We start from the raw sequence: 15,096 nt of genomic DNA, 5'->3' as shown, positions 1-15,096 counted from the left end.
TCATCAGCGCACGCTGATCTCCACGCTGTCGAAGCGGCCCGCGTCGTCCATCGCCGTGATCCGGTACGGGCCGGCGACGGGAAATTTCCACAGCAGCGACCGGCCGGCCGCCACGCGCCCGACCTGCACGCCGTTCACGAGCCAGGTCAGGCTGTCCTGCCCGCCGCGGGCCTCCAGCCGCAGCTCGGGGGCGGGGCCGGTGCCGGCGCGGCGTATCGTTTCCCCGTCGGCGACGCCGACGATCTTCAACCCCGCCTCGGGCGCGACGGCATCCCTGCACGCCGGCGCCCAGGCGGGGGGCAGGGCGTGCCGCCGCGTGCCGCTGTCCAGCCAGGGTTCGAGCGCGGCGGGCCAGCGTGCCATCTCCACCGCGCGCATCTCGCCCGGCGCGCAGCCCGCGCGCACCCGCAGGCCGCTTTCCGCGTCGCGGTAGTCCGTGTAGCGCGGCGCGCCGCCGCGCAGGCGATCGGGAAAGGTCGGCGGCGCGGCGCCGTTGAGGATCCAGGCGGTACGCTGCTCGTGGCACAGCCCGGGCGGAAGGTCCGCGCTCCAGGTGCCCAGCGGCCAGCAGACCTTCGCCTGCGACACGCCCTCGGGCGGGAGGCGTGACCCGGGCGGTCCGGGCGGCGCGCCATCGACCGCGGCGAATACGTCGATCAGCAGCGGTGCGGCGATGTTTGCGCCGAAGAAGCCGGGGTTGGGCGTGCCGTCGGGGCGGCCGACCCACACGCCTACCGTCAGGCGGTCGCTGACGCCGACCGACCAGGCGTCGCGGAAGCCGAAGCTCGTGCCGGTCTTGAAGGCGATGCCGCGCCGCACCCCCACGCCGCCTTCGACCGCACGGGCCAGCGGCCCGCCCGATTCGAGGATGTCGCGCACGATGAAGGCCGCACCCGCGCTCATCATGCGCGTCTCCTCGAGCGGGGCGTCCTGCACGTAGCGCGGCCGGGCGGCGATGCCGCCGCGCGCGAACGAGGAATAGGCGCCGACCAGGCCCTCCAGGCTCGTCGCGGCGCCGCCGAGGATCACGCTCAGGTTGGGGCCGGCGCCGCGCGGCAGTTCCAGCCTGAGGCCGCCGCGGCGCAGCTGCGCGACGAAGCGCTGCGGCCCGAGATGGTCCAGCACCTCCACGGCGGGCACGTTCAGCGACTTCTGCAGCGCGTGCGACACGCTCACCGGGCCGCTGAAGTTCGCCTGGAAGTTGCCCGGCTGGTAGCCGGAAAACGACTGCGGCACATCGGCCAGCAGCGATTCGGAGTGGATCAGGCCCTCGTCGAGCGCCAGTCCGTAGAGGAACGGCTTCAGCGTCGAGCCGGGCGAGCGCATCGCCCGCACCATGTCCACGTGCGCGAAGCGGCTGTCGTCGGCGAAGTCGGCGGAGCCCGCGTACGCGAGCACTTCCAGCGTCGCGTTGTCGACCACCAGCGCCGCCATCGACACGCGCGGCGGCAGCACCGACAGCCGCGACGCGATGAGCTGCTCGATCATGCCCTGCATGCCCGCGTCCAGCGTCGTCTCCACGCGCGGCTGACGGGAGTGCTCGCGGCGCACGCGCTCGGCGAACAGCGGCGCGAGCAGCGGTTCGCGCACCGTCTGTGCGATCACCGGCTCCTCGCGCGCTTCGCGCACGACGTCGGCGCCCCAGTGCGGCGCCATGCGCGCGAGCACCTTGTCGCGCGCCGCCCGCGCGCGTTCGGGATAGCGGTCCGGGCGCAGCAGCGAGGGGGCCTGCGGCAGCACCGTCAGCAGCGCGGCCTCGGATTCCGTCAGGCGTGCCGCGGGCTTGCCGAGATAGGCCCGGCTGGCTGCCTCGACGCCCTCGAGCACGCCGCCCATCGGCGCGTAGCCGAGGTAGAGCTCGAGGATCTCGCGCTTGGACAGCCGCAGTTCCAGCTGCAGCGCGCGAACCATCTGGCGCAGCTTGCCGCGCAGCGTGTGCGGCGTCGGCTCGAGGATGCGCGCGACCTGCATCGTCAGCGTCGAGCCGCCCGAGACGACGCGGCCGCTGGTGGCCCACTGTCCCGCGGCACGCAGCAGCGCCAGCGGATTCACGCCGGGATGCCAGTGGAAGAAGCGGTCCTCGTAGGCGATCAGGGCTTCGAGGTAGCGTGGCGACACCTCGTCCTTACGGACGGGATGGCGCCAGATGTGGGTGCGGTCGGGGAAGGCGCGCAACGGGGTGCCGTCGCGCGCCAGCACCACCTGCGCATGCGGTGCCGCGCGCCCGGGGAGGGGCGGCGGGAAGAGCTGGTCCGCCAGCAGCAGCAGGGCCAGCGCCGTCGCGAGCGCAAGGCGCAGGCGGCGGATCATTGCCCGTTGCCGGCTCCGTCGCCGTGTCCGTCGGTGATCTGCAGCGTTTCCTCGCCTCCGGCGATGCCGTAGATGTGCGGCTGGTACATGTCCTCGGCGTAGGTCGGCGGCACGACGAAGCGCCCCGGTGTGACCACGCGCACGCGGTAGAAGAAGTTCATCTCGCCCCGCAGCCGCGCGGCGACGACGAAGCGGTCGTCGCGGAACTCGACGTGCTGGATCGCGCCGTCCTGCATCGCCTGGCGCGGGTCGATCCCGGCGATGCTGATCGCCGACTGCTCGCCCTGCACGATGTTGGCGTTCTCGATCTCGACCCCTGCCGGCACGTAGTCGACGACCAGGCCGTTGCTGTGGCGTCCGGCGGTGCCGACGCGCAGGCGGACCATCAGCGTCTCGCCGACGCGCAGCGGACGCTTGCCGAGCGGTTGGCCGTCCGGCGTGTACCACTCGCGCCTGAGGTCGAACGCATCGCGCCGTGCCGCGGGCATCGCCGCGGGGTTGCCGGCGAGATTGAGCTCGGCGAAGAGCTTTTCCTGATGGGTATTGGTGAGACGGACGCCGCCGGCGACGTCCTCGGCGGACAGGGACAGGAACTGCGTGCCCTTGCCGCCGATCGCCTGCGTCCTGCCGCCGCTGCCCGCTTCGGCCGTCCAGTTGCCGCCGGCCCCGGTGATGAAGCTGCGGCCGAGCAGGAACAGTGCGAGTTTCTCCTGGGTGCTGTGGTAGTAGTAGCGGCCGCGCTCCAGCTCGCCGGCGACGAGGTTCACGAGGTTCTCGCGGCCTTCGGGCTTGAGGCCGTGCTTCTCGAGCAACACGTACATCAGCGCCCAGTCGCGCAGGTTGCTGCCGTAGTCGCCCCACCAGTAATTGTCCGGACGGTTCTTCCGGATGCCGGCTTCGACTGCGCTAGTCGCGCGCGCCTCGTCGCCCATGAGCTTCAGCGCGATGCCGAGGTGCACCAGGCCGAGGCCCGAGTGCGCCGCGGCCTGCGACTCGTGCAGCTGCCGCAGCGTCGCCAGCGGGGCCTTGCCCTGCCGGGCGAGGACATAGGCGCCGTAGGCGAGCACCGCGAAGCGGCCCGATCCGGCGTAGCGGTGGTCCGCCCACACCGAATCGGCGCTGTACTTCACCGCTTCGCGCGGCAGGCCGGCGACGCCTTCCTGCAGGCCCTTCAGCAGGAATTCGACGGCGCGCTTCTCCATCTCGGGCGGGACATTGAAGCCCTGTTCGCGCGCGTCGAGCAGGAAGTTCGTGACGTAGGCCGACAGCCAGTACTCGTAGTTGCCGACGTTGCCCCACAGGCTGAAGCCGCCGTTGGGCGCCTGCATCCCGGCCAGCCGCCCGATCGCCTTCTCGAGCATTTCGGCGCGCTGGGCCTGCGTGTAGGGCTTCAGGCCGAACTGCTTCGCGGCCGTCTCGTCGATGAACACGTGCGGGTACGCGGTGCTCGTCGTCTGCTCGGCGCAGCCGTACGGGTAGGTCAGCAGGCCGCGCACGGCGCTGCGCACGTCGATCGGAGCCTTGTCGGATACTGCCAGCGTCGCCGCGACGCTGTGCTTAAGGAAACCGCCCAGTTCGGCGTCGCGCAATTCCACCGTTTCGCCCGGCGCGACGACGACGCGCTTCATCACCGACTGGCGCGGCGTCGGTGCCTGCACCTGCAGCGGGAAGCTGCGGTCGAGCTTCACCGCGTCGCTCTCGACATGCACGCGAACCTCGGTGAGTCCCAGCGCCGTCCCGGCTTCGACGGGGATGCGCAGGATGCGCTTCTGCTGGTCCTTGAGCGCGATGCGCTGTTCGCCGGCCCGGATCGCGAGGCCGTCGCCGTTGGTCACGCTGATGCGTACGTCCTGGGCGGCGCCGGAGAGGTTCTGCACGTCCATCGCGAGCACCGCGCTGTCGCCGACCGACAGGAAGCGCGGGGTCGCGAGTTCGACGACCAGCGGCGCCGCGACGACGACCTCGGCCTCCTGCATGCCGAAGCGCTCGCCGCTGGTCGCGACGGCCATCAGGCGCAGGCTGCCGTTGAAGTCCGGCACGGGCAGCGAGATCTCCGCCTCGCCCTTGTCGTCGAGCGCCACCGGGCCGCTGAAGAGATCGACCAGGCGCACCTTCTTGGGCAGGCTCTTGGTCGGCTTGGGTGCCGCGTCGCCGCCGAACTTGAGTCGTCCCTTGTCGCCGGCCATCTTCTCGATCAGGCGCCCGTACACGTCATGCGCGTCGGCGCCGTAGCGCAGCTTGGCGAAGAAGAAGCCGAACGGGTCGGGGCTCTTGAACGCGGTGATGTTGAGGATGCCGGCATCGACCGCGGACAGCGTGACCATCGCCTTCTGGCCCTTGGCCTCCGGGACCTTCACGCGAACCTTCAGCGGCTGTTCGGGTTTCATTTTCTGCGGCGCTTCGAGCGCCACGTCGAGCTTGCGCTGGCTGCGGTCGAGCGGCAGGTGGATCAGACCCAGCGCGCGTGCCGGCGTGACCGTGTCGCCGCTGCTGCCCGGACGCAGCACCATGACCGAGACGTACAGGTCGTGGCGCTTCCATTCCTTGTCCACGGGGATGTCGATCGTCGTGCCGTCGGCGCCGACCGAGAGGCGGCGCACCCACAGCGCCTTGTCGCCCTCGACGGTCACGAGCGCCTCGCCGGCATGCGGCGGCGTGATCGTCAGGCGCGCCGTTTCGCCGTCGGCGTAGCCCGCCTTGTCCAGCTTCAGCGCGACGAGGTCCGGGCGCACGCCCCGGGTTTCGTCGTCCTGCGCGTACCAGCCGGCGTAGAAGCGGTAGCGTGCGGTCTGCTGCGTTTCCGGGTCGAACACCTCGAGCCGGTAGCGGCCGTACTTGACCGGTAGCGCGAGCTTGCCGCGGCCACCGGCGGGCATGGACACCTGCGTGGTCGACACCAGCTCGTCGGTTTCGGTGAAACCCGAGTTCCAGCCGCGCTGGTCGTCGAAGCGCCAGTAGTAGTTGCGGTTCTCGCGGAACAGCCGTACCGGCAGCGCGGTGCCCGCCTTGAGGGTGGCGGCGGTGTCGGCGCGCACCACTTCGAACTCCGCCGCGGCGCCTTCGCGCGCGTAGGCGCCGACGAACAGCGGGCGTACGCCGACCAGCACCGGCGCGGGCCAATGCACGCGCTCGATGCTGCGGATGACCGGCCGGCCGCCGCTCTCGAGCAGGCCGATGGTGGCGCGCACGGTGAAGGGCGAGCGCCGGTCCGCGACCGGTGCGAGATCCACGTCGATGCTCGTCTTGCCCGCGTCGTCGAGCGCGTTTTCCGACAGCTCGGTGCGCGATTTGACCGTGTCCTCGTCTGCATCGCCGAACACGAAGCCGGGCAGCTTCTGTGCGAGCGGATTGCGGTTGCGCTCGGTGTTCACGACGCCGACGAGGCTGTTGCCGGCGGCGGGGGCGCCGTACAGGTAGCGCCCGCTGACGTCGATGCGCCAGCTCGCGCCGTCCGCGAGACTGGCCTCGGTGCTGGTCAGGTCGAGCTTCATCCGCTCCGGCAGGAATTCCTCGACGCCGAAGCGCATCACCGCCGCGGCCGTGCTGGCCGCCGGATCGGTGCGCAATTCCAGCGCCCACGAGCCGGTCGCGGCGTCGATCGGCAGCTCGATCGCCTGGGTGTAGTAGCCGGGGTCGAGTTCCAGCGGCTTCCACGTCCGCGTCCATTGCAGCTTGCCGTCCGGGCGGCGCAGCGCGGCCTGGATCGGCTGCGGCGGCACGGCGCGTCCGTCGGCGTCGCGGGCGATCACCGACACGTCGAAGCGCTCGCCCGGGCGGTACAGGTTGCGTCCGCTGTAGGCGAACAGGCGCACCGGGACGAAGGGCGTGCCGGCGATGTCGAACTCGCCGAGGTCGAGCGCCGGTTCCTTCAGGGCGATCAGCGACAGGTGCCCGCCCTTGCGTGCCGTCAGCACGCGCGCGCCTTTCGGGCGTTCGGCGAAGTTCGCCCGCCCGTCGCCGTCGGTCTCGCCGCGCGCCAGGGTCTTGCCTTCGCCGTCGATCCAGCTCAGCTCGGCGCCGCTCACGGCCTTGCCGCTGGCCAGCGAACTCACGTAGGCGTCGGCTCCGGCGGCGTACTGGCGCACGTGCAGGCCGAGATCGCTGACGTAGAAGTAGGTGGTCTGGAACTCGTGGCGGAAGCGGTTCGGCTGCGACATCACCGCGACGTAGACGCCCGGTTCGCGCAGCGCGGGGATGTCCTCGACAGGAATGAAGGTCACGCGGCGGCGGTCGGACTTCTGTTCGGTGACGAAGCGCCCGATGAAGGCGCTGGTCGTGAGGCGGTGCAGCTGGTCGAGCTGCCAGCCGTCGACGGCGCCCTTGAGGCGGGTGCCCGCATCGCCGTAGTGGTAGTAGCTTTCCTCGTCGTCGGCTTCGCCGCCTTCCGCGTCGGCGGACGCGTCGCGGGTCGGCTGGCCGGCCGGGCCGGCCACGACCTGGTCGAGGAATTCGGACAGGTGCTCCGGCTTGACCTTGAGGAACTGGATGTCGACTTCGGGTACGTTCACGGTCGTGACCGGCAGACCGCCGTTCTGCCCGGCGGGCAGGACCATGCCGCGGCTGGCGAAGTAGAACGCCGGGGCGACCGTGCCCATGCGGATCGAGAAGCGCGCTTCCGCATCGAGCTTGCTGCCGTCCTTCGCCGGCAGGCCGGCCAACACGCGCACGACGTAGCGGGTCTGCGGCTTGACGTGCGGGAAGAACAGCAGCCGCGGGTTCTCGCCGACGACCCAGGCGCCCGCGACCGGCTTGCCGCCCTCGGTCACCGTGTCGGCCGGGTCGCTGCTGCTCGCGTTGCTGACCCCGACCGTCGTGCTCCCGTCTTCCTCTTCCTCATAGTGCACGCCCGCCGACGAACCTTCCGCAGCGTGGGCGGGAGACGGCATTTCCAGCACCTGGAGGAATTTGTCGTGATCGCCGCGGGCGTCGAGCGGCAGGCTGAACGACAGCGCGAGGGCGGGCGATCCGTCGAGCTCGCGCGGGGCGCCGTCCACCACCTCGAAGGGCACGTTGCCGGCTTCGGCGTCCGCGCCCGAGCGGTCGCGCGTGGCGAACAAGTAGCCGCCGAGTGCGGTGACCAGAACGATGACGAGCGCGATCGGCGCAACGCCGAAGCCTCTGGATCCTGCCTTGCCGTGCCGCATGCAATTCCCCCCGTTATATGCTGGCGGAATTGTAACCGAGGAATGCGGGAAGTTCCTCGGGCCGGAAAGATATGCTAGGTGGCCGCCGCAGGGCGCGGCGGTTACGCGGGTCGGAGCGCGTCGAGTGCCTGTTCCAGCGACTTCACGCTGCGCTCGACGGCGTGCAGCTTGTCGAGGCCGAACAACCCGATGCGGAAGCTGCGGAAGTCCGCCGGCTCGTCGCACTGCAGCGGCACGCCGGCGGCGGTCTGCAGGCCCTGCGCGATGAACTTGCGGCCCGACTGGATTTCGGGGTCGTCCGTGTAGCACACGACCACGCCCGGCGCCTCGAAGCCCGGTGCGGCGACGCTGCGGAAGCCGCGTGCGGCGAGCAGCGTGCGTACGCGCCGGCCCAGCTCCTGCTGTTCGGCCTTCACCTTGTCGAAGCCGTAGGCCTCCGTTTCCAGCATCACGTCGCGCAGCGCGGTCAGCGCGTCGGTCGGCATCGTCGCGTGGTAGGCATGGCCGCCCTTCTCGTAGGCTTCCATGATCTGCAGCCACTTCTTCAGGTCGCACGCGAAGCTGGTGCTGGTCGTCGCCTCGAGCCGCTCGCGCGCGCGCTCGCCGAGCATCACGAGGGCGCAGCACGGCTGCGAGCTCCAGCCCTTCTGCGGCGCGCTGATGAGGATGTCGACGCCGCTCGCGGCCATGTCGACCCAGATCGTGCCGGAGGCGATGCAGTCGAGCACGAACAGGCCGCCGACCTCATGCACGGCGTCGGCGACGGCGCGCAGATAGTCGTCGGGCAGGATCATGCCGGCGGCGGTCTCGACGTGCGGGGCGAACACCAGATCGGGTTTCCGCTCGCGGATCGCCGCGACGACCTCGGCGATCCGCGCCGGCGCGAACGGCGCCTGCGGGCCGGCTTCGACCGCCCGCGCCTTCAGCACCGTGCATTCGGACGGGATGCCGCCCATGTCGAAGATCTGCGTCCAGCGGTAGCTGAACCAGCCGTTGCGGATCACGAGGCACTTCTTCCCGGTCGCAAACTGGCGCGCGACCGCCTCCATGCCGAAGGTGCCGCTGCCGGGCACGACGACCGCCGCATGCGCGCCGTAGACCTTCTTCAACACGCGCGAGATGTCGCGCATGGCGCCCTGGAAACGCTGCGACATGTGATTGAGCGCGCGGTCGGTATACACGACCGAGTACTCGAGCAGACCGTCGGGATCGGGTTGGGGCAGCAGGCTGGGCATCTTCTTCGGGCTCCGCAGGCAATGAATCCGACATGGCCGTCCAGCTTAGCATGCAGCGCGGCTCAGGGCGGACAGGGGTTCCGGTTCAGGTATCTGGTGCATTCCGCGTCCGTGAGGCCGTCGGCGACGCGTTCGTGCAGCGCCGTCGCGACTTGCCCCGGATCGAGCGGTTGGAAATGCACGCGCCGGTCGTCGCCGCCGGTCGCGAGCAGGCGCCCGTCGGGCGAGAAGGCGACCGCATGCACGGCGCCGTCCTGCGGCGGCAGCACCAGACGCTCCGCACCGCTCGCGACTTCCCACACGCGCGCGCTGCGGTCGCGTCCGGCCGTCGCGAGCAGGCGACCGTCGGGGCTGAAGACGAGCGCGTCGATTGCGCCCGCATGTCCCGCCAGGCTGCGCACCGGCTTTCCGCCCGTCAGGCCCCACAGGCGCGCGATGCGATCCGTGCCGGCGGTCGCGAGCAGCGAGCCGTCGGGGCTCAGCGCGAGGTCGAGGATCTCGTCGCCGCGCTGTTGCAGGCTGCGCAGCCGCTTGCCGTCTGCGGCATTCCATTCCGTGAGGCCGCCGTCGGCGCCCGCCGTCAATACGCTGCGCGCGTCGCGGCTGAAGATCACGCAATTCAGCGCGGCCGCGCCGGTGCGTAGCCACAGGCGTCGTGCGCCGCTGGCGGCATCCCACACGCCGACCATCCCGTCGCGTCCGGCCGTGGCGACGCGGTGCCCGTCGGTACTGAAGGCGATGCCATTCACGCGCCCCGTGTGGCCGCGCAGCAGCAGCGGCGGCCGTTCGCCGGCGGCGTCCCATATCGCGGTGGTGCCGTCGAGTTCCGTGGTCGCGATGCGACTGCCGTCCGGGCTCCAGGCGACGCGCGACGGCGTGCCCGCCTGCCCCGCGAGCCTGTGCTGGACTTTCCCGCTCCCGAGTTCCCACACCGTGGCGTCCGTGCCGGTCGCGGCCGTTGCAAGCCGCTTGCCGTCCGGACTGAAGGCAAGGCTGCGGATCGCCCCCGCGTGGCCGAAGCCGACGTCCCACAGCTTCACGCTGCCGTCCGTGCCGGTCGTCGCGAGCCGTGTCCCGGCCGTGTCGAAGGCGAGGTCGGTCACGGGGTTGCCCTCGCCGGCGAGCGTCGCGAGCGGCTGGCATTCGCCGGCCGGACGCGTGCAGTCTGCGGTGTCCCACAGCCGCGCCGAGCCGTCGGAACCGCCGGTCGCCAGCACGCCGCCGTCCGGGCTGAAGGCGACCGCATGAACCGCGCCGGGCTGTTCGGGCAGCGCGCGTACCGCCGCGCCGCTGGCGACGTCCCACAGGCGCGCCCGGCGGTCCTCGCCCGCGCTCGCCAGCCAGCGCCCATCCGGACTGAAGGCGATCGCCAGGACCGTGTCGGCATGGCCCTCGAGCACGTGCAGCGCCCGGCCGCTCAACAGATCCCAGATGCGCAGCGCAGAATCGCTGCCCGCCGTTGCAAGGTGCCGCCCGTCGCGACTGAAGGCGACCGCATGCACCTGGGCCCTGTGGCCCGTGAGGTTCGCGAGCAGCCCGCCCGTATCGGCATCCCACAGCCGCACGACCGGGCTCCGACCCACCGTTGCCACGATCTCTCCGTCCGGCCCGAACGCGACGCCGTTCAATGGCTCCGGCTGGCGTGGCAGCTCGCGCAGCCGTTCGCCGCGCACGACGTCCCACAGGATGATGCGACCGTCGTCGCCCACCGAGGCGAGCGTCTTTCCGTCCGGGCCGAAGGCGAGATCGCGGGCCTCGCCCTCGTGACCGCGCAGTTCGGCGGGCGCGGCGCCGTCCGCGGCATTGCGGATGCGTACCGTGCCGTCCTGCCCGGCCGACGCGATGAGCGCCCCGTCGGGGCTGAAGGCGATCGCATTGACGCGCTCGGTGTGCCCGCGCAGCGTCAGGCGCAGGCGGCTTGCGTCGAGTGCGCGCCGCGCCGCGTCTTCGGCCTGGCCGCGCACGAAGGGCGCGGCGTCCGCGGTGCGTCGCAGCGCCTCGGACGCCGCGCGCGCGGCGAGGTCCGGGTCGGTGTCGAGATGGCGCAGGACCGTGGCGACGAGCTGGAGCGACAGCGCGACCCCGTCCTGCTGTCGGCGCTGCAGGTCGGCGACCTGCTGCGCGACCAGTGCGGCGATCGCCGCGACCGCCAACAGGAAGGCAAGGATGCCCAGTCCGACCGCGCGCCGCCGCATGCGCCGTGCGAGAGCGGCCTGGTCGTCGCCGCGTGGGGGCGCGGCAGCGATGCGGTCCTCGCGTCCGCCTGCGGGACGCTCGTCCCGCAGCAGTTCCGAGATCACGCCATCAGGGGATGAAGCCACCGTCGTCCTCCACGCCGATCCGTGCCGAGGCCCGCCGTTACGCAATCTGGCGCGCCCCCGCCGCTGAACTATATTTGAAGCATGCTCCCGTTCGAAGGAGTTCCGTCACGTGTTCCCCGACATCGGTATATCACATCCGGGTGGCCCGTACGCTGCCGCGTCCGCGCCGCCCGCCGACGCCCGTTCGCCGACCGACCGCCGTCCGCGGTTCGCCCGGCCACCCCCGGCCGGCTGTCCGCAGCATGCCGCGGACATCGGAGCGGCGCCGGTTACAATATGTAAATCCGACCTGCGACGCAGGAACGACGCGCGTCGCGCGGATTGCGCACCGCAGTGCACCGGTGTGCACGAGCGGAGACTCGGGTTGATCCCTATGCCCGCGCGCTGCGCCATGCCTTACGATGGGCGCGGGCGGCCGTCACCCGCCGGCTACCCGTGCTCGCCGGGCTAAAGAGTCGTCCTCCGCATTTCCGAACCAACACAATTGGAGTCCGTTCATGCGCAAGTCTCTTACCGCCGTCGCCCTGTGCCTGTCCATCGCCGGTCTCGCCGCGCCCGCCCATGCCCAGCTCACCGGCACGCTGCAGAAAATCAAGGATTCCGGCGCCATCACGATCGGCCACCGCGAATCCTCGGTGCCCTTCTCCTACCTCGACGCCAACCAGAAGCCCATCGGCTATGCGATGGACCTGTGCGGGAAGGTCGTCGACGCGATCAAGTCCGAACTGAAGCTGCCCAGCCTGCAGGTGAACTACCAGGCAGTGACCTCGCAGAACCGCATCCCGCTGATGCAGAACGGCACGATCGACCTCGAGTGCGGCTCCACGACCAACAGCGTCGCGCGCCAGCAGCAGGTCGGCTTCAGCGTCGCCTACTTCGTCACCAGCGTGCGCATGGCGGTGCGCAAGGACTCCGGCGTCAAGGACATCGGCGACCTCAACGGCAAGCCCGTGGTCACGACCACCGGGACCACGTCGGACCAGCTCATCAAGCAGAACGAAAAGGGCAAGACGATCGACGTCCGGAACATCTACGGCAAGGACCACGCCGACTCCTTCCTGATGGTCGAGAGCGCCCGTGCCGCCGCCTTCGTGATGGACGACATCCTGCTCGCCGGCCTCATCGCCAGTTCGAAGAACCCGGCCAACTTCGAGATCGTCGGCCCCTCGCTGCGCGACGAGCCGTACGCGGTGATGATGCGCAAGGACGACGCGCCGCTCAAGGCGCTGGTCGACAAGACCCTCACCGGCCTGATGAAGTCCGGCGAGGCCGAGAAGCTGTATACCAAGTGGTTCATGAACCCGATCCCGCCGCGCAACGTGAACCTCAACTTCGCGATGAGCCCGGCGGTGAAGGCTGCCTTCCAGAACCCGACCGACAAGGGCGTCGAGTAAGCGGCCCGCGCGCGGCGGCCCTTGCCCGGCCGCCGCGCGCCGACATCCGAACAAGCCGGCGCCCGCGCGCCGCCCAGGGAGGGGAGTTCGCATGAACTACCATTGGGACTGGATGTTCTTCTTCCAGGAGACCGACGACGGTCTCAAGTACTACGACTGGATCCTGTCCGGCCTCGGCTGGACCACCTTCGTGTCGCTCGCCTCGCTCGCCGTCGCGCTGATCCTCGGCTCGGTGCTGGGCGTCATGCGCACGACCCCGAAGCGCTGGCTCGTCGGCCTCGGCGACGCCTACGTGGACGTCTTCCGCAACGTCCCGCTGATCGTCCAGCTCTTCATGTGGTTCTTCGTCGTGCCCGAACTGGTGCCGGAGAATATCGGCCTGTGGATGAAGCAGGACCTGCCCTACTTCGTCATCGCGATCGTCGGCCTCGGCCTCTACACCGCCGCGCGCATCGCCGAGCAGGTCAAGGCCGGCATCAACTCGCTGTCGCGCGGCCAGCGCTTCGCCGGCCTCGCCCTCGGCTTCACCGAATGGCAGACCTACCGCTACGTGCGCCTGCCGATGGCCTACCGCATCGTGCTGCCGGCGCTCACGTCGGAGGCGATGAACATCTTCAAGAACTCCGCCGTGACCTACGCGGTGGGGATCCTGGAGCTCTACTTCCAGTACAAGCAGATCATCGAGAAGACCTCGCAGGTGCTCGAGATCACGATCGTCGTGACCTTGTGCTACTTCGTCCTCGCCTTCGTCATGAACCGCATCCTCGCCTTCGTCGAGGCCCGCACGCGCGTGCCGGGTCTGATCGTCGGTACCAAGGGCAGCAAGTGAGGAGGCCCCGGACATGAGCGACTTCGACTTCTCCGTCATCGTCCAGAACTGGGCCTTCCTCGCCGAGGGCCTGCGCTACACGCTGCAGGTCACCCTCACCGCGATGATCGGCGGCATCCTCATCGGCACGGTACTCGCGCTGATGCGCCTGTCCTCGATCGCGCCGCTGCAGTGGTTCGCCGCCGGCTACGTCAACGTCTTCCGCAGCGTGCCGCTGGTGCAGGTGATTCTCGCCTTCTACCTGATCCTGCCGCTGGTGCTGCAGATGATCACCGGCAAGCAGATCCCCGTCGGCGCGGCGAATTCCGCCTACTTCACCTTCACGATCTTCGAGGCCGCGTACTACTCCGAGATCATGCGCTCGGGCATCCAGTCGGTACCGCGCGGGCAGGTCGGTGCGGGCTACGCGCTGGGCTTCACCTACGGCCAGGCGATGCGTTACGTGGTGCTGCCGCAGGCCTTCCGCAACATGCTGCCGGTGCTGCTCACCCAGACCATCATCCTGTTCCAGGACGTGTCGCTGGTGTATGCGATCGGCGCGACCGACTTCTTCGGCGCGGCCGACAAGATCACCCAGCGCGACCTGCGCCCGGTCGAGATGTACACGACGGTGGCGGTCGTCTATTTCATCATCTGCTTCACCCTTTCGCGTCTGGTGAAATGGTTGCAGTCGCACATCGCCATCATCCGCTGACCTTCCGGAGTCCTGAACGATGATCGAGATCAACAACGTTTCGAAGTGGTACGGCAGCTTCCAGGTGCTGACCGACTGCACGACGCAGGTGAGCAAGAGCGAAGTGGTGGTGGTGTGCGGCCCCTCGGGCTCGGGCAAATCGACGCTGATCAAGTGCGTGAATGCGCTCGAACCCTTCCAGCAGGGCAGCATCGTCGTCAATGGCATCGCCGTCCAGGATCCGAAGACCGACCTGCCCAAGCTGCGCGCCAAGGTCGGCATGGTGTTCCAGAACTTCGAGCTGTTCCCGCACATGACGATCACCGACAACCTGGCGATCGCGCAGATCAAGGTGCTCGGCCGCAGCCGCGACGAGGCCGTCGACAAGGGCCTGAAGCTGCTCGACCGTGTCGGCCTCAAGGCGCAGGCGGCGAAGTTTCCGGGCCAGCTCTCGGGCGGTCAGCAGCAGCGCGTCGCGATCGCCCGCGCACTCGCGATGGACCCGATCTGCATGCTGTTCGACGAACCGACCTCTGCGCTCGACCCCGAGATGATCAACGAGGTGCTCGACGTCATGGTGCAGCTCGCCCAGGAAGGCATGACGATGATGTGCGTCACGCACGAGATGGGCTTCGCGCGCAAGGTCGCCAACCGCGTGATCTTCATGGACCGCGGCGCCATCGTCGAGGACGCCGCGAAGGAAGACTTCTTCGGCCAGCCGCGCTCGGAGCGCGCGCAGGCCTTCCTCGCGAAGATCCTCAACCACTGAGACATCGGGGCGCGCGGCGCCCCGAGCTCACACCTTCTTCAGGTAGCAGGCCTTCAGCATGAAGTTGCCCGCGTCCATCTTGCAGTCGACCTCGTGGTCGCCGCCGACCAGCCGGATGCTCTTCACCTTGGTGCCGACCTTCAGCGTGATCGACGAGCCCTTCACCTTCAGGTCCTTGATCAGCACCACCGCGTCGCCGTTCTGCAGCACGTTGCCGTTGGCATCCTTGACGACCGCCTCGGCATCGTCTTCGGCCGGTGTGGCCTCGGCCATCGGCCACTCGTAGCCGCAGTCGGCGCACACGTAGTTCGACCCGTCGGGGTAGGTGTTCTCCAGCGTGCATTGGGGGCAGGGCGGGATATTCGACATGATTTCCTCGCGGCTCGCGGACGAGCAAAGCGGGCGAGTATCCGCGTCGCGG

At 69.8% G+C, this 15,096-nt stretch carries 9 protein-coding genes; 4 read left to right on the top strand and 5 right to left on the bottom strand.

The features are described from left to right. Positions 1-3 precede the first annotated feature (3 nt). From pbpC to BW991_RS12165, 4 genes are all read right to left on the bottom strand, one after another. Positions 4-2,310 carry a penicillin-binding protein 1C gene (gene pbpC, locus BW991_RS12180; RefSeq protein WP_076602387.1) on the bottom strand — a complete coding sequence of 769 codons (2,307 nt, stop codon included), beginning with the start codon at positions 2,308-2,310 and terminating at the stop codon, positions 4-6. Further along, positions 2,307-7,454 carry an alpha-2-macroglobulin family protein gene (locus BW991_RS12175; RefSeq protein WP_076602386.1) on the bottom strand — a complete coding sequence of 1,716 codons (5,148 nt, stop codon included), beginning with the start codon at positions 7,452-7,454 and terminating at the stop codon, positions 2,307-2,309. The genes pbpC and BW991_RS12175 overlap by 4 nt, the downstream gene beginning before the upstream one ends. 101 nt (positions 7,455-7,555) lie before the next feature. Continuing rightward, the gene (locus BW991_RS12170; RefSeq protein WP_076602385.1) at positions 7,556-8,689 is read right to left on the bottom strand and encodes an aminotransferase class V-fold PLP-dependent enzyme; all 1,134 of its coding nucleotides are present in this window, start codon (positions 8,687-8,689) and stop codon (positions 7,556-7,558) included. A gap of 62 nt (positions 8,690-8,751) precedes the next feature. Continuing rightward, on the bottom strand, positions 8,752-11,010 hold the full coding sequence (locus BW991_RS12165) for a WD40 repeat domain-containing protein (protein WP_139335929.1): 2,259 nt from the start codon (positions 11,008-11,010) through the stop codon (positions 8,752-8,754). A gap of 497 nt (positions 11,011-11,507) precedes the next feature. Between BW991_RS12165 and BW991_RS12160 the strand changes: the two genes are divergently transcribed. From BW991_RS12160 to BW991_RS12145, 4 genes are all read left to right on the top strand, one after another. Continuing rightward, positions 11,508-12,404 (top strand): transporter substrate-binding domain-containing protein, encoded by an 897-nt coding sequence (locus BW991_RS12160; RefSeq protein ID WP_076602383.1) that lies wholly within the window; start codon positions 11,508-11,510, stop codon positions 12,402-12,404. Between the two features lie 91 nt (positions 12,405-12,495). Continuing rightward, entirely contained in the window at positions 12,496-13,233 is a 738-nt protein-coding gene (locus BW991_RS12155; protein ID WP_076602382.1) for an amino acid ABC transporter permease, read from the top strand. 13 nt (positions 13,234-13,246) lie between these two features. Beyond that, entirely contained in the window at positions 13,247-13,927 is a 681-nt protein-coding gene (locus BW991_RS12150; protein WP_076602381.1) for an amino acid ABC transporter permease, read from the top strand. Positions 13,928-13,946: 19 nt separating this feature from the next. Beyond that, positions 13,947-14,675 carry an amino acid ABC transporter ATP-binding protein gene (locus BW991_RS12145; protein ID WP_076602380.1) on the top strand — a complete coding sequence of 243 codons (729 nt, stop codon included), beginning with the start codon at positions 13,947-13,949 and terminating at the stop codon, positions 14,673-14,675. Between the two features lie 27 nt (positions 14,676-14,702). On the opposite strand, the gene BW991_RS12140 is transcribed toward BW991_RS12145, so the two are convergent. After that, complete coding sequence (locus BW991_RS12140) at positions 14,703-15,044, bottom strand: zinc ribbon domain-containing protein YjdM (protein ID WP_076602379.1); 342 nt, start codon at positions 15,042-15,044, stop codon at positions 14,703-14,705. Positions 15,045-15,096 lie beyond the last annotated feature (52 nt).

Source organism: Aromatoleum tolulyticum (assembly GCF_900156155.1).
Lineage (GTDB): Bacteria > Pseudomonadota > Gammaproteobacteria > Burkholderiales > Rhodocyclaceae > Aromatoleum > Aromatoleum tolulyticum.
The sequence above is the reverse complement of the archived record's forward strand: the minus strand, read 5'-3'. Positions and strand labels throughout refer to the sequence as shown.

What these genes read in the sequence shown, in the direction of transcription:
- pbpC (WP_076602387.1), bottom strand. Translation starts at nt 2,310, where the DNA reads ATGATCCGCCGCCTGCGCCTTGCGCTCGCGACGGCGCTGGCCCTGCTG.
- BW991_RS12170 (WP_076602385.1), bottom strand. Translation starts at nt 8,689, where the DNA reads ATGCCCAGCCTGCTGCCCCAACCCGATCCCGACGGTCTGCTCGAGTAC.
- BW991_RS12150 (WP_076602381.1), top strand. Translation starts at nt 13,247, where the DNA reads ATGAGCGACTTCGACTTCTCCGTCATCGTCCAGAACTGGGCCTTCCTC.
- BW991_RS12155 (WP_076602382.1), top strand. Translation starts at nt 12,496, where the DNA reads ATGAACTACCATTGGGACTGGATGTTCTTCTTCCAGGAGACCGACGAC.
- BW991_RS12145 (WP_076602380.1), top strand. Translation starts at nt 13,947, where the DNA reads ATGATCGAGATCAACAACGTTTCGAAGTGGTACGGCAGCTTCCAGGTG.
- BW991_RS12160 (WP_076602383.1), top strand. Translation starts at nt 11,508, where the DNA reads ATGCGCAAGTCTCTTACCGCCGTCGCCCTGTGCCTGTCCATCGCCGGT.
- BW991_RS12140 (WP_076602379.1), bottom strand. Translation starts at nt 15,044, where the DNA reads ATGTCGAATATCCCGCCCTGCCCCCAATGCACGCTGGAGAACACCTAC.
- BW991_RS12175 (WP_076602386.1), bottom strand. Translation starts at nt 7,454, where the DNA reads ATGCGGCACGGCAAGGCAGGATCCAGAGGCTTCGGCGTTGCGCCGATC.